Here is a 15,973-nt window from a genome sequence, read left to right as displayed (position 1 = left end):
TTTCACGGACGATGCCGGACGAAAAGAAGCTCGTCGACTATCTGAAGTGGGTCACGAAGGACCTCCACCAGACCCGCCAGCGCCTCCAGGAGGCGACGGCGGGACGCCACGAACCCGTGGCGATCGTCGGCATGGCCTGCCGGTTCCCCGGCGGCGTGCGCTCCCCGGAGGACCTGTGGGAGCTGCTCCTCGCCGGCCGGGACGGCATCGGACCGTTCCCCGCCGACCGCGGCTGGGACCTGGCCGCCCTGGCCGGCGACGGGCCCGGCCGCAGCGCCACCCAGCGCGGCGGGTTCCTGCCCGACGCGGCCGCCTTCGACCCGGCCTTCTTCGACGTCTCCCCGCGCGAGGCGCTCGCCATGGACCCGCAGCAACGGCTCCTGCTGGAGACCGCCTGGGAGGCCGTCGAACGCGCCGGCATCGACCCGGCCGGGCTGCGCTCCACCCGCACCGGCGTGTTCGTCGGCACCAACGGCCAGGACTACGCACACCTGCTCCTCGCCGCCGAGGACGACCTGGGCGGCTACGCGGGCAACGGCCTGGCCGCCAGCGTCCTCTCCGGCCGCCTGTCCTTCGCGCTCGGCCTCGAAGGCCCGGCCGTCACCCTCGACACCGCCTGCTCGTCGTCCCTGGTGACCCTCCACCTCGCCGCCCAGGCGGTGCGCGCCGGCGAATGCGCCCTCGCCCTGGCCGGCGGCGTGACGGTGATGGCCACCTCGTCGAGCTTCGCCGGCTTCAGCCTCCAGGGGGGCCTGGCGCCCGACGGCCACTGCAAGGCGTTCGCCGAGGCGGCCGACGGCACCGGCTGGTCCGAGGGCGTCGGGCTGCTCCTCGTCGAACGGCTCTCCGACGCCCGGCGCAACGGCCACCCGGTGCTCGCCGTGCTGCGCGGCTCGGCGGTCAACCAGGACGGCGCCTCCAACGGCCTGTCCGCCCCCAACGGCCCCGCTCAGCAGCGGGTGATCCGCCAGGCACTGGCCGGCGCCGGCCTGTCCCCCGCCGACGTGGACGCGGTCGAGGCGCACGGCACCGGGACCCGGCTCGGCGACCCCATCGAAGCCGGCGCCCTGCTCGCCACCTACGGGCAGGACCGGCCCGCCGACCGCCCGCTGTGGCTCGGCTCCGTCAAGTCCAACCTGGGTCACACCCAGGCGGCCGCCGGCGTCGCCGGCGTCATCAAGATGGTGCTGGCCCTGCGGCACGGCGTCCTCCCGCAGACCCTGCACGTCGACGCGCCGTCCTCGCACGTCGACTGGGACACCGGAGCCGTGCGGCTGCTCACCGAGCCCGTCGCCTGGCCCGAGGACGAGCGGGTGCGCCGGGCCGGCGTCTCGTCGTTCGGCATCAGCGGCACCAACGCCCACGTCATCATCGAACAGGCCCCGACGGCAGACGAGTTGGACGACGAGGCGGTCGCCGACGTGGCGCCCGGACCGGCCGCCGAGCAGTCCGCCGGTGCCGCCGCCGGCCCGCGCGCCGTGCCCTGGCCGGTCGCGGCCCGCACCGTCGGTGCCCTCGACGCCCAACTGGCCACAGTGCGTGCCCTGACCACCGCACCCGGCCGCAGCGCCGCCGACATCGGCCACGCGCTCGCCACCACCCGCACCGCGTTCGCACACCGGGCCCTGCTCGTCCACGAGGGCGACACCGTCACCGAGGTGGCGCGCGGGGCCGTCCCCACCGCCGGCCGTGGCGGACTGGCCGTACTGTTCTCCGGCCAGGGCTCCCAGCGCCTGGGCATGGGACGCGAACTACACGCCCGCCACCCGGTGTTCGCCGCCGCCTTCGACGAGACCGTGGCACTGCTCGACGCCCGACTCGGCACCTCGCTGCGCGACGTCGTCTGGGGCACGGAACGCACCCGCCTGGACGACACCCGGCACGCCCAACCGGCGCTGTTCGCCGTCGAGGTCGCGCTGTACCGCCTGCTCGCCTCGTGGGGCGTCCGCCCCGACCACGTCACCGGACACTCGATCGGCGAGATCACCGCGGCGCACGTCGCCGGCGTGCTCTCCCTCGCCGACGCCTGCACCCTCGTGGCGGCCCGGGCCACCGCCATGTCCGCACTGCCACCGGGCGGCGCCATGGTGGCGCTGGAGGCCACCGAGGACGAGGTGCGTCCCCTGCTCACCGACGACCTGGCGATCGCCGCGGTCAACGCGCCCCGGTCCGTCGTCGTCTCCGGCGCCGAGGACGCAGCCGGCGCCGTCCGCCGGCACTTCGACGACCTGGGGCGCCGCACCACCCGCCTCCCCGTCAGCCACGCCTTCCACTCGCCGCTGATGGACCCCATGCTCGACGCCTTCCAGGCGGCCGTCGCCCCGCTCACCTTCGCCCCACCCGCCCTCCCCGTCGTCTCCAACCTCACCGGCCTGCCCGCCACCGCCGAGGAACTGGCCGACCCGCACTACTGGGTCCGCCACGTCCGGCAGGCCGTCCGCTTCGGCGACGGCGTGCGCGCCCTCGCCGACCGCGGCGTACGGACCTTCCTCGAACTCGGCCCGGACGGCGTGCTGTCCGCCCTGGTCCGGGAGAACCTCACCGAGCCGGGCCCCGTCGTGGTGCCCGCGCTGCGCAAGGAACGCCCGGAGGAGACCACCGTGCTGGCCGCCCTGGGCACCCTGTGGGCACACGGCACGGACATCGACTGGGACACGGTGTTCGCCGGCACCCGCACGCCCGGCGCCGAACCCGTCGCCCTACCCACGTACGCCTTCCAACGCGACCGCTACTGGCCGACCCTCCGGGCCCGCACCGGCGACCCGGCCGCACTGGGCCTGACCGCCGCCGCCCACCCCCTGCTGGGCGCGGCCGTCGCCCTCGCCGACGCCGACGAGACCGTCCTGACCGGCCGGCTCGCGCCCGCCACCCACCCCTGGCTCGGCGACCACCGCACCGACGGCCGGATCACCGTCCCCGGCACCGCCTTCGTCGAACTCGCCGTCCGCGCCGGCGACCTGACCGGCACCCCGCACCTGGCACGGCTCGACCTGCCGACGCCGCTAGTCCTCGGCGCCGACGACGCCATCGCCCTCCAGGTCCGGGTCGGTGCCGCCGACGCCGAGGGGCACCGGCCGGTCGCGGTCCACGCCCGACCCGCGGCCGCCGAGGACGCACCATGGACCACCTGCGCGACCGGCATGCTCACCCCCGACGGCACCACCGATCCGGCCGGCCCTGACACCACCGAGTGGCCACCGCGCGACGCCCGCCCGATGCCCGTCACCGACCTCGACCCCGCCGCCGACCAGGGCTCCGCGGGCCTGACCGGGCTCTGGCGGCGCGACGGCGAGATCTTCGCCGAGGCGGCACTGATCGCCGGCACCGCCGCCGACCGGGCCTACGGCATCCACCCCGCGCTCCTGGCCGCCGTGGTCCGCGCCGCCGGGGCACTGGACGCCGCGTCGCCGCGGGACGGCGGCCCGCGCGCACCGACCGGCTTCGACGGGTTCACCCTGCACGCCACCGGAGCCACCGCGCTGCGCCTGCGGCTCACCGCGACCGGGCCCGACACCGTGGCCCTAGCCGCCGTGGACGCCGCGGGCGGCGCGGTGCTGACCGCCGACCGCATCACCCTCGGCGCCCCGCAGGACCGCCCGGAGCCCGCACCCGCCGGCCACACCCGCCAGGGCGGCCTGTTCCACCTGGACTGGGTGCCGGTCGACCCGGGCGCCCGCGCCACCGGCACCCGTTGGGCCGTCGTCGGCAACGACGAACTGGACCTCGGCTACGCCCTGCACCGCGCCGACGAGACCGTCAGCGCCTACGCCGCCTCGCTCGGCGGCGCCGTCGGCGACGGCGGCCTGGCCCCCGACGTCTTCCTCGTCCCCATCGTCGGCGGCCCGGACGCCGGCCCGGCCGGCGTGCACGCCGTCACCGCCCGGGTGCTGGAAGTGCTCCAGGAGTGGCTGGCCGAACCGCGGCTCGCCGCCGCCCGGCTGGTCTTCGTCACCCACGGCGCCGTCGCGACGGCCGGCGAGACCGTCACCGACCCGGCCGGCGCCGCCGCCTGGGGCCTGGTGCGCTCCGCCCAGACCGAGAACCCCGGCAGCCTGCTGCTGCTCGACCTCGACGACGCGTTCCGGTCCGTCGGGATGCTGCCGCACGTCCTCACCCTCGACGAGCAGCAACTCGTCGTCCGCGACCACGCGGTCCGCGCCGCCCGCCTGGCCCGACTGCCGGAACCGGCCGCCGGCACCGCCCCCGCCCCCACCTGGGACCCGGACGGCACCGTCCTGCTCACCGGCGGCACCGGCGGCCTCGGCGCCGCCCTCGCCCGCCACCTGGTCACCGTCCACGGCGCCCGCCACCTGCTGCTCGCCGGCCGCCGCGGACCCGACGCACCCGGCGCCCGCGCACTGCTGGCGGAGCTCACCGAACGGGGCGCCGACGTGCGGATCGCCGCCTGCGACGTCGCCGACCGCCCCGCCCTCGACGCGCTCCTCGCCTCGGTGCCCGGCGCGCATCCGCTGACCGCCGTCGTCCACACCGCCGGCATCCTGGACGACGCCCTGATCGGTTCGCTCACCCCCGACCAACTGGCCGCCGTGCTGCGGCCCAAGGCCGACGCCGCCTGGCACCTGCACGACGCCACCCGCGACCTCGACCTGGCGGGCTTCGTGCTCTACTCGTCGGTCTCCGGCGTCCTCGGCAGCCCCGGCCAGGGCAACTACGCCGCCGCCAACGCCTACCTCGACGCCCTCGCCCGGCACCGCGCCGACCGGCAACTGCCCGCGCTCTCCCTCGCCTGGGGGCCGTGGGGCCGGGGCAGCGGTATGACGGCCTCGGTCAGCGACGCCGACCTGGCACGCATGGCGCGCGGCGGCCTGCCACCGCTGACCGTCGAGGACGGGCTGGCCCTGTTCGACGCGGCCGTCGCCCGCCCCGAGCCGACCGTGGTGCCCAGTCGCATCAACGTCGCCGGCCTGCGGGAGCAGCAGGCCCTGCCGGCGCTGTGGCGGGATCTGGTGCCGCGGTCCCGCCGCACCGCGGCCGCCGCCGACCGCTCCCCGGTCACGGTGCGCGAACGCCTCCGCCACCTCGACGAGACCGGCCGCCAACAGCTCCTCACCGACCTGGTCGTCGGCCACACCGCGGGACTGCTCGGCCACCCCGACCCCACCGCCGTCGACGCCGAACGCGGCTTCCTGGAGCTGGGTTTCGACTCCCTGGTCGCGGTCAGCCTGCGCAACCAGCTCGGCGAGGTCCTCGGTCTGCGACTGCCCTCCTCGGTCGTCTTCGACACCAAGTCGCCGGTGAAACTGGCCCGTTGGCTCCAGCAGGAGCTGGGCGCCGCCCCGGCGCCGGGCGCCACCGGCCCGGCCGCCGCGGAAACCCGGCCGGCACCGCGTTCCGACGACACCCTGGAGGGCCTCTTCCACCACGCGGTGCGCGGCGGCAAGCTGGTCGAGGCGATGCGGATGCTGAAGGCCGTCGCCAACACCCGACCGATGTTCGACACGCCCGCCGAACTGGACACGCTCTCCGAACCGGTGACGCTCGCCGACGGCCCCGGCCGGCCCCGGCTCGTCTTCGTCAGCGCGCCGGGCGCCACCGGCGGTGTCCACCAGTACGCCCGCATCGCCGCCCACTTCCGCGGCACGCGGCACGTCTCCGCGCTGCCCCTGATGGGCTTCGCCCCCGGCGAGTTGCTCCCCGCCACCAGCGAGGCCGCGGCCCGCATCGTCGCCGAGAGCGTCCTGCTGGCCAGCGACGGCGAACCGTTCGTCATGGTCGGCCACTCCACCGGCGGATCGCTGGCCTACCTAGCCGCCGGCGTCCTGGAGGACGTCTGGGGCGTACGGCCCGAAGGGATCGTCCTCCTCGACACCGCATCCATCCGCTACGAACCCGGCGAGGGCAACGACCTGGACCGCACCACGCGGTTCTACCTGGCCGACATCGACTCGCCCTCGGTGACGTTGAACAGCGCCCGGATGTCGGCGATGGCGCACTGGTTCATGGCCATGACCGACATCGAAGCGCCCGCCCCCACCGCCCCCACCCTGCTCGTCCGCGCCGCCCGGGACCTCGCCGGCTTCCGGCTGGACACCTCGTCCGTCCCCGCCGACGCGGTCCGCGACATCGACGCCGACCACCTGTCCCTCGCCAAGGAACACTCGGCGCTGACCGCGCGGGTAGTCGAGGAATGGCTGGCGGAACTGGAGCAGTCCGTGGTGTGAGAGAGACGACCGAGACGAGCGGTCGGCCCAGCCGGCGCACATCCCGCCGAGACGGCGCGGGGCCGGTGACACCCCCGCCCCGCGCCCCCGGCCCCGCGCAGCCGGCCGGACGCCCGCCCCCCACGGCACCACCCCCAGAGGAGCCCTCCATGAGCACACCCACCGCGCCGCCCTCCCTCGCGGCGGAGGCGCGCACCGTCCTGCGCCTGAGCCCCCTGCTGCGCGACCTGCAATCCCGGGCCCCCGTCTGCAAGGTCCGCACCCCGGCCGGCGACGAGGGCTGGCTCGTCACCCGTCACTCCGAACTCAAACAGCTGCTGCACGACGAGCGGTTGGCCCGCGCCCACGCCGACCCGGCCAACGCACCCCGCTACGTGCGCAACCCGCTCCTGGACCTCCTCGTCACCGACGACGTCGACGGGGCGCGCGCCGTGCACGCCGAGATGCGTGCACTGCTCACCCCGCAGTTCTCCGCCCGCCGGGTCCTGGACCTGGCGCCGAAGGTCGAGGCCCTCGCCGAACAGGCGCTCGCGCACCTCACCGCCCAGGGCCCGCCCGCCGACCTGCACGACCACTTCTCCATGCCGTTCTCCCTGTCGGTGCTGTGCACCCTCATCGGCGTCCCCGCCGCGGAGCAGGGCCAGTTGATCGCCGCGCTCGCCAAGCTCGGCGAGATCGACGACCCGCCCCGGGCCCAGGAAGCCCAGGACGAGCTGTTCGGCCTGCTGTCCGGACTGGCCCGCCGCAAGCGCACCACACCCGAGGACGACGTCATCTCCCGGCTGTCCCGGAAGGTGCCGTCCGACGACCGCATCGGGCCGATCGTCGCCGGACTGCTCTTCGCCGGCCTGGACAGCGTCGCCAGCCACATCGACCTGGGCACGGTGCTGTTCACCCAGTACCCGCAACAGCTCGCCGCGGCGCTCGCCGACGAGCAGCTGATGCGCAGCGGCGTCGAGGAGATCCTGCGGTCCGCGAAGGCCGGCGGTTCGGTGCTCCCGCGGTACGCCACCGCCGACGTGCCGGTCGGCGACGTGACCATCAGGACCGGCGACCTGGTGCTGCTGGACTTCACGCTGGTGAACTTCGACCGCACGGTCTTCGACGAGCCCGAGCTGTTCGACATCCGGCGGGCGCCCAACCCGCACCTGACGTTCGGCCACGGCATGTGGCACTGCATCGGCGCACCGCTGGCCCGGGTCCAACTGCGCACCGCCTACACCCTGCTCTTCACCCGGCTCCCCGGCCTGCGACTGGCCCGCCCGATCGAGGAACTGGGCTACTCGTCCGGCCAGTTGTCCGCCGGGCTGAGGCGGCTGTCCGTCACCTGGTGACGGTCTGCCCGCCCGCTCCCGGGCAGGCAGGAGCGAGGGCCCCCGAACCGCTCGGTCGGGGGCCCTCACGCAGGGGAGCGGGCTCAGTCCGCCGCGATGCTGATCGCCCCGGACGGGCACAGCGCCGCCGCCTCGCGGGCGGCGACGGCCAAAGTGCCCGCCGCCGGGTCGAGGACGGTCACCAGACCGTCGTCGTCCTGGTCGAACAGGTCCGGTGCGGTCAGGACGCACTGGCCTGCACCGACGCAACGGCCGGTGTCCACGGTGATGCGCACGAGGTTCCTCCGGGGATCGGGTCCTGGCGGCCGGGCGTCCCGGCCGCGCTCACTTCCAGGTGACGGGCAGCTCGTGCAGGCCGAACAGCACCCCGTCGTACTTCAGCGACAGTTCCTCGACGGGCACCGCGAGCGCGAGGGAGGGCAGCCGCGCGAACAGCGTGCGGTAGGCGATCTCCATCTCGACGCGCACCAGGTTCTGGCCCAGGCACTGGTGGACGCCGTAGCCGAACGCCACGTGCGAGCGCGCCGAACGTTCCGGGTCGAACTCCCGGGGCGCGGCGAACACCGTGTCGTCGTGGTTGGCCGCGGCGAGCAGCGGGACGATGCCCTCACCGGCGCGGATCAGCCGGCCGCCGACCTCCACGTCCTCGACGGCCACCCGGAACGCCACCAGATCCGCCACCGAGTAGTAGCGCAGCAGCTCCTCGACGATCCGGTCGTCGCCGATCCACTGCGGGTTGGCGAGCAACTGCACCACGCCCAGGCCGATGTTGTTCGCCGTCGTCTCGTGCCCCGCGATCAGCAGCAGCATCGACACCCCGGACAGTTCCTGCCGGGACAGCGTGCCCGCGGCGATCAGTCGACTGATCAGGTCGTCGCCCGGACGTCGCTGCTTGATCTGGATCAACCGGCCCAGGTACCGCAGCAGTGCCTGGGTCGCCTTGTCGCGCTCCTCGTCGGTCGAGCTGAGCCGGACCAGGACCCGGGTCCGGTCCTCGAAGAAGTCGCGGTCGGCCCTGGGCACCCCCAGCAGACTGGAGATCACCAGGGACGGCACCGGCAGCGCGAAGGACTCGACGAGGTCCGCGGAGGTGCCCGCGGCCAGCATCGCGTCGATCCGCTCGTCGACGATCTGCTGGATCGCCGGCCGAAGTTCCCGCACCTTGCGGACGGTGAACTCGGGGATCAGCGTCTTGCGGAACCGCCCGTGCTCGGGCGGGTCCATCGCCACGAACCACCCCGGCACCTCGTACTGCGACGGCGCACCGCCGGTCCGGGAAGCCTTGGGGAAGCCGGGCCGCGACGGGTCGGCGCTGATCCGCGGATCGGTCAACACCGCCCGGACGTCCTCGTGCCGGGTCACCAACCAGACCGTCCCGCTGGGGAGTTCGGACCGGACGGGGCCCGGTCCGGCGCGGTACTGCGCGTACTCCGGCGGCGGGAACGGCCGCCCCGGCTGCCGCAGCGGAAAGGCCACCGGGCACTGCGGTGCGGGCGTCGGCGCCTCCGCTCCGGTGCTCATGCCGCTCCGCAGAACGCGCGGATCCGGCCGGTGATGAACTCCTGGTCCTGCGCGGTCAGCCCGGTGTGCGTCGGCAGGTAGAAGCCGTCCGCACTCAGCCGGGCCGCGTTCAACTCCGGCCATTCGGGGGAGTAGTAGCCGGGCTGGCGGCTCATCGGCTTGAAGAACACCCGGGTCTCGATGCCCTCGTCGGCCAGGTGTGCGCGCAACTCCTCGGACCGCTCGGCCCGCACGTCGTACATCCACAGCACGTCGCGCGGCGGCATCAGCGTGATCCCGGGCACGTCGCGCAGCGCCTCGTCGTAGCGCTTCTCGACGTCCCGGCGCAGGCCCAGGATCACGTCCAACTGCTCGGTCTGGGCGAGGGCCACCGCGGCCTGCATGTTGGTCATGCGGTAGTTGTAGGCCAGCTTCTTGTGCAGGAAGCTGTGGTCCTTGGTGAACGCCATGGCGCGCAGGTGCGCCATCTGCTCGGCCAGGTGCGGGTCGCGGGTCAGGCACACCCCGCCCTCACCGGCCGAGATGATCTTGTTGGCGAAGAGCGAGAAGCACGCGATGTCGCCCCGCGGCCGCACACCGTGCGCCTCGGCGGAGTCCTCCACCACCCGCAGGTTGTACTCGTGTGCCAGGTCCAGCACGGCGTCCATGGCGCACTGCCGGCCGTAGATGTGCACCGGCATGAGCACCTTGGTGCGCGGGGTGATCTTCTCCTCGATGCGGGACACGTCGATGTTCAGGTCGTCGCGGCAGTCCACGAACACCGGCGTCGCCCCGGTGTAGGTGACCGCCCACGCCGACGCGATCATCGTGAACTCCGGGACGATCACCTCGTCCCCGGGACCGACCCCGAGCGCCCGCAGCGCCAGCGTCAGCGCCGTGGTGCCCGAGGAACAGGCGACGCCGTACGGCACGTCGTTGTACGCGGCGAACGCCGCCTCGAACTGCTTCACGAAGGGGCCTTGTGAGGAGATCCAGCCGCCGCTGACGGCCTCCGTCACGTAGTCGAGTTCGCGGCCTTGGAGCCACGGCATGGAAACCGGATGGGTAAAGGGCATGAGTGAAGTCCTCCTCGGTCAGTCGGTTGCCAGGACGGGGAGGGCGAGCAGCAGGTCCGCCGCCGCGGCCCGGCCGCCGGCGGCCCGCAGCAGCCCGGCGAAGTGCTCGGCGCGCTCGGTGAAGGAGGGCTGGTCGAGCACGCGGGTGATCTTGTCCAGGACGTCTTCGGGGTCGACCGTCTCCGGCCGGTCCAGCGTCAGGCTCACCCCGAAGTCCTGGCCCCGGACCGCCTGGTCGTCGCAGTCCACCCACAACGGCCGCACCACCAGCGGCTTCCCGAAGTACAGGCCCTCGTGGTAGCCGTTGCCGCCGGCGTGCGTGAAGAACACCTTCACGTTCGGATGGGCCAACACGTCCAGCTGCGACGGGACCCACCCCTCGATCCGCAGGTTGTCCGGCAGCTGCTCGGCCGGCGGCAGCAACTCCTGCTGTTCACGCGGAAGTTTCCACAACACCTGGTGGCCGGCGCCGCCCAACCGCCGGGCGACCTCGACCAACGCCGCCACCTGCGCGCGGGTGAGCCGGGTGATCGTGCCGAAACCCATGTACACCACGGACTTCTGCGCCGACAGCCAGTCCCCGAGACCGCCGTCGTCCGGTGCCTGGGGCAGCGGCGGCACCATCGTGCCCACCAGCCGCACCTTCGGATGCATCGGGAACGGGTAGTCCAACTCCGGTACGGAGTAGCACAACACCTGCTCCGCGTGGTCGATCCGCGCCATCATCTGCCGCGCCTGCGGCGCGATGCCCAGCTCGGTGCGGATCCGGTCGTCCTCCTCGACGACCCTGCGGACCTGCGGCGTCAGGAACATCCCGAGCGTCCGCACCCGGAACACCTGGTTCTCGATCCGCTGGGCCAACGTCATCTCCGCCGGCAGCCCCGAATGCGGCACCGGGAAGCCCGACGGGGTGTAGGACTTGGCGAACGGCACATGCGACGTCAGCACGTTGCTCGGCACGAACGGCACCCCGAGCACGAACGGAATGCCCTTGGTGATCGCCAGTTCGTGCCCGAACTGACACATGCTCTCGATCACCATCAGCGCCGGCCGGACCTCGTCGACGACCTCCTCCAGGCGGCGGTACTTCGCGATCCGCGATTCCGGCGCGAACGAATGCCGGATCACCGCCGCGTGCGCCTTGAACCGCGACCGCTGCGTCACCTCGGCATAGGTCGCGTCATCCCACGTGACCGCCGACATCCGCGAAACGGTGTCGCCCAGCGACGCGAAACGCACGGGGCTGCCGTCCACCACGGACGCCACCTCGTCCCGCGCCTTCTCGTCCGTCGCGAACCACAGGTCCGCCACCCCGCGCCGCGACAATTCCCCGGCCAGCACCAACAGCGGATTCAGCAGACCGCTTTCGGCATAACTCACGAACAGGATCGGCCGCCGATTCGCGCCCATGACAACACCCTTCGGAAAGTGACGGGCCGCCGGGCCCGCACGCCACGCGTCCCCACGGCCCGGTCGCCGAGTGACGGCATTCGCCGACGCCGCCGCCCGGGCGCACGCTGCCGGAAACGATCAGCGATCGGCACCCGGAACGCGCCGCGGAGAAAACGGGTCACTTACTTGGTCTCATGCCACGGACCGGGGGATTCCCTAGTCTTCGCGCCGCGGCGGCACTTTCCACCCCGGCCGACCAATGCCCGTACCGGCCGCCGCCCATTCCTTAGGGAAAAGTACAGCGTTTGCGCCCGTACGATCCGGCACGCAGAGGTGAGCCGAGGCCAACTTTCTTCGTAGGGGTGAGCACCACATGACGATCGGAACCGACGAGGACCCGGTGGTGGTCGTCGGAATGGCCTGCCGCTATCCGGGCGGGGTGAGCGGCCCCGACGACCTGTGGCAGCTGCTCCGCGGCGACCGCGACGCGACCACGGCCTTCCCGGACGACCGCGGCTGGGACCTGGCCGCCCTGGCCGGCGACGGCCCCGGCCGCAGCGTCACGCGCACCGGCGGATTCCTCACCGGGGCCGCCGACTTCGACGCCGCGTTCTTCGGCATGTCACCCCGCGAGGCGGTCTCCACCGACCCGCAGCAGCGCCTGGTCCTGGAAACCGCCTGGGAAGCCCTGGAACGCGCCGGCATCGACCCGCACGCCCTGCGCGGCAGCCGCACCGGCGTCTTCGTCGGCGCCAGCGGCCAGGACTACGCCGCCGTCACCCACGCCTCGCCCGACGACCTGGCCGGACACGCCCTCACCGGCCTGGCCCCCGGCGTCGTCTCCGGCCGGCTGGCCCACCTCCTCGGCCTCGAAGGCCCGGCCCTCACCATCGACACCACGTCCTCCTCCTCACTGGTCGCCCTGCACGCGGCGCTGCGCGCCCTGCGCGCGGGGGAGTGCAGCACCGCCCTGGCCGGCGGCGTCAGCGTGATGTCCACCCCGCTGGCCTTCATCGGCCACACCCGCCAGGGCGGCCTCGCCCCCGACGGCCGCTGCAAGCCCTTCTCCGACGAGGCGGACGGCACCGCCTGGGCGGAGGGCGTCGGCATCGTCGTCCTGGAGCACCTGTCCACCGCCCGGGCCGCCGGCAACCCCGTCCTCGCCGTGCTGCGCGGCTCGGCCGTCAACCAGGACGGCGCCTCCGACGGCCTGACCGCACCCAGCGGACCCGCCCAGGAACGCGTCATCCGCGCCGCACTCGCCGACGCCCGACTCACCCCCGCCGACATCGACCTCGTCGAGGCACACGGCACCGGCACCCGCCTCGGCGACCCGATCGAGGCCCGGGCCCTGCTCGCCACCTACGGACAGCACCGCGCCGCGGACCGGCCGCTGCGCCTGGCCTCCCTGAAGTCGCACCTCGGCCACGCCCAGGCCGCCGCCGGCGTCGGGGGAGTCATCGCCACCGTCCTGGCCCTGCACCACGACCTGATGCCGGCCATCCGCCACCTCACCACCCCCACCCGACAGGTCGATTGGACCCGGGGCGCCGTCACCCTCCTCACCGAGCCCGCCGCCTGGCCACGGGGCGCGCAGCCGCGCCGCGCCGGCGTCTCCTCCTTCGGCATCAGCGGCACCAACGCCCACCTGATCCTGGAGGAGCCCCCGCCCGCCGAGGCCCCCGCCCCCCGGCCCGGCCCCCGCCCCACCACGGTCCCCTGGCCGGTCTCCGCCGCCACCCCCGAAGCGCTCGACGACCAACTCACCCGCCTGCGCGACCACCTCCGCTCGCGGCCCGCCCCGGACCCCGTGGACGTCGGCCACTCCCTCGCCACCGGACGCGCCGCGCTGCGCCACCGGGCGGTCCTGCTGCCGACCGACGGGGGCGCCGTCGAACACGCCCGCGGCGAGGCCCGCGAGCGCCGCACCGCCGTCCTCTTCTCCGGCCAGGGCAGCCAGCGCCTCGCCATGGGACGCGAACTCGCCGGCCGCTTCCCGCTGTTCGCCGATGCCCTGGACGACGTCGCACGCGCCCTGGACCCGCACCTGGAGCGACCCGTGCGCACGGTGATGTGGGGCACCGACCCGGCACTCCTGGACCGCACCGGCTGGACCCAACCCGCCCTGTTCGCCGTCGAGGTCGCCCTGCACCGCCTGGTCACCGCACTCGGCCTGCGCCCGGACGCCGTCGGCGGCCACTCCGTCGGGGAGATCGCCGCGGCACACGTCGCCGGCGTACTGACGCTGACGGACGCCTGCCGCCTGGTGGCCGCCCGCGCCACGCTGATGCAGGCGCTGCCGGCCGGCGGCGCGATGGCCGCGCTGGAGGCCACCGAGGACGAAGTGGCCCCGTTGCTCGACCGGCACACCGCCCTGGCCGCCGTCAACGGGCCCACCGCGGTCGTCGTCTCCGGCACCGAGGACGCCGTACTGCGCCTCGCCGCCCACTTCGCCCGCGAGGGCCGCCGCACCAGCCGGCTCGCCGTCTCGCACGCCTTCCACTCGCCGCTGATGGACCCCATGCTCGACGCCTTCCGGGACGTCGTCGACCGGCTCGCCCTCCACCAGCCGTCGATCCCCCTCGTCTCCAACCTCACCGGTGACCTCGCCGGCAGCGAGGTCACCACCCCCGACTACTGGGTGCGGCACGTCCGCGGCACCGTCCGCTTCGCCGACGGCATCGCCACCCTGGGCGCGGCCGGCACCGACCTCCTGGTCGAACTCGGCCCCGGCAACGTGCTGTCCGCCCTCGCCCGCGACACCCTAGGGCCGGGCAGCCCCGTCGACGTGGTCCCGGTCCTGGCCAAGAACCGGCCGGAGGAGGCGGCGTTCGCCGGCGCCCTCGGCCGGCTGCACACCCTCGGCGTCCCCGTCGACTGGTCCGCCTACTACGCCGGCACCGGCGCCCGCCGCGTCGACCTGCCCACCTACGCCTTCCAACACGTCCGGCACTGGCCCACCCCGCCGCGCCCGGCCGCGCCCGGAGCCGGCGCCCTCGGCCACCCGCTGCTCGACTCCGCCGTCGAACTCGCCGACGGCGACGGCACCGTCTGCTCCGGCACCCTCGCACCGCACACCCACCCCTGGCTCGCCGACCACGCGATCGCCGGACGGCTCCTGCTGCCGACCACCGCGCTGGTGGAACTGGCCGTCCGCGCCGGCGACGAGGCGGGCTGCGACGTCCTGCACGAACTCGCCGTCACCGCCGCACCGTCCCTGCCCGACGGAGACGCCCTGCACGTCCAGGTCCGCGTCGGCCCCGGCGACACCGCGGGGCACCGCACCGTCACCGTCCACGCCCGCCCGGCGGACCGCCCGGCCGCCCCCTGGCAGCAGTGCGCGACCGGCGTCCTCGGCGGCCCGCCCCGCACCACCACCGGCCCCGCGCCCGCGCCGACGCCCGCCGACCCCACCGCCTTCACGGGCCCCAACTGGCCGCCGACCGACGCCGAACCCCTCGACCTCACCGACCACTACGAACGCCTCGCCGACCGCGGCTTCGACTACGGTCCGGCCTTCCGCGGCCTGCGGGCCGCCTGGCGCCGCGGCACGGAGGTCTTCGCCGACGTGACGCTCCCGCCCGGCGCCGACGCCGACGCCGCCGACTTCGGACTGCACCCGGCCCTGCTCGACGCCGCCCGGCACGCCGCCATGACGGCGGACGGCGCCCTGCCCCTCGCATGGCACGGCGTCCGACTGCACGCCGTCGGAGCCACCGCGCTCCGCGTCCACCTCGTACCCACCCCGACCGGTGCCCTGTCCCTGACCGCGTCCGACGCCCACGGCGCACCAGTCGTCACCGTCGAGGCGCTCACCGTCCGCCCCCTGACCGACGACGAACGCGCCGCGCCCCGGGCCCCGCGGCGCCCGCGCGACGACGGGCCCGCCGGTGCCCGCCCGCCCCGGCCCGTCGCGGCCCGCCCCACAACGGCCGCCGAGTCGGCGACGGACCCCGGCGTGCCCGGCTCGGCCGCCACCCGCCTCGCGTCGCTTCCGCCGGCCGACCGGGACCACCACCTCCTGGACCTGGTGCGGAGCCAGGCCGCCGCCGTCCTCGGCCACCCGGGACCGGACGCGGTCGGCGCCCGCAGCGTCTTCAAGGAACTCGGCTTCGACTCGCTCGCCGGCGTCGAACTCGCCGACCGGCTCGCCGACCACACCGGACTGCGGCTCCCGGCGACTCTGGTCTTCAACTTCCCCACGCCCGAACGCGCCGCCCGCCGGCTGGCGGAACTCCTCGCCGCGACCGTCCCCCGGCAGCGCGGCGACCACGGCGAGGAACTGACCAGGTTCGAGGCGATCGTCACCCGCCTGCCGCCGGACGACCCGGAACGCCGGGCCGTCGCCGACCGGCTGGACGCCCTCGCCGCCGCACTCCGCCAGAACTCGCCCACAGAGGTGCCCTCCCCGGACGAGGACATCGACACGGTGTCGGTCGACAGACTGCTCGACATCATCGATGAAGAGTTCGAAACCACATAGCGAAAT

6 protein-coding genes and 1 pseudogene are annotated in these 15,973 nt (G+C 74.5%); 3 read left to right on the top strand and 4 right to left on the bottom strand.

Annotated elements, in window-relative coordinates:
* Positions 1-11: 11 nt before the first annotated feature.
* The gene (locus tag ACLJT4_RS24000) at positions 12-6,182 is read left to right on the top strand and encodes a type I polyketide synthase (RefSeq protein ID WP_411125031.1); all 6,171 of its coding nucleotides are present in this window, start codon (positions 12-14) and stop codon (positions 6,180-6,182) included.
* Positions 6,183-6,331: 149 nt separating this feature from the next.
* Positions 6,332-7,516, top strand: a complete 1,185-nt coding sequence (locus ACLJT4_RS23995; RefSeq protein ID WP_411125029.1) for a cytochrome P450 — start codon at positions 6,332-6,334, stop codon at positions 7,514-7,516.
* An 83-nt stretch (positions 7,517-7,599) separates the two neighbouring features.
* On the opposite strand, the gene ACLJT4_RS23990 is transcribed toward ACLJT4_RS23995, so the two are convergent.
* The 4 genes from ACLJT4_RS23990 to ACLJT4_RS23975 are packed head-to-tail and all read right to left on the bottom strand — an operon-like array spanning position 7,600 to position 11,502.
* Entirely contained in the window at positions 7,600-7,791 is a 192-nt protein-coding gene (locus ACLJT4_RS23990; protein WP_411125027.1) for a ferredoxin, read from the bottom strand.
* A 49-nt stretch (positions 7,792-7,840) separates the two neighbouring features.
* Entirely contained in the window at positions 7,841-9,037 is a 1,197-nt protein-coding gene (locus ACLJT4_RS23985) for a cytochrome P450 (RefSeq protein ID WP_411125025.1), read from the bottom strand.
* A complete protein-coding gene (locus ACLJT4_RS23980) occupies positions 9,034-10,092 on the bottom strand; it encodes a DegT/DnrJ/EryC1/StrS family aminotransferase (protein ID WP_411125023.1) in 1,059 nt (352 codons plus the stop codon). Before ACLJT4_RS23980 ends, ACLJT4_RS23985 begins: the two co-directional genes overlap by 4 nt.
* 18 nt (positions 10,093-10,110) lie before the next feature.
* Complete coding sequence (locus ACLJT4_RS23975; protein ID WP_411125021.1) at positions 10,111-11,502, bottom strand: glycosyltransferase; 1,392 nt, start codon at positions 11,500-11,502, stop codon at positions 10,111-10,113.
* A 370-nt stretch (positions 11,503-11,872) separates the two neighbouring features.
* Here ACLJT4_RS23975 and ACLJT4_RS23970 point away from each other — a divergent pair.
* Positions 11,873-15,967, top strand: a pseudogene (locus ACLJT4_RS23970) (type I polyketide synthase); the annotation flags it as partial.
* Positions 15,968-15,973 lie beyond the last annotated feature (6 nt).

It is taken from the genome of Streptomyces sp. x-19 (genome assembly GCF_046549115.1).
GTDB classification, from domain to species: domain Bacteria; phylum Actinomycetota; class Actinomycetes; order Streptomycetales; family Streptomycetaceae; genus Streptomyces; species Streptomyces albulus_C.
The sequence above is the reverse complement of the archived record's forward strand: the minus strand, read 5'-3'. Positions and strand labels throughout refer to the sequence as shown.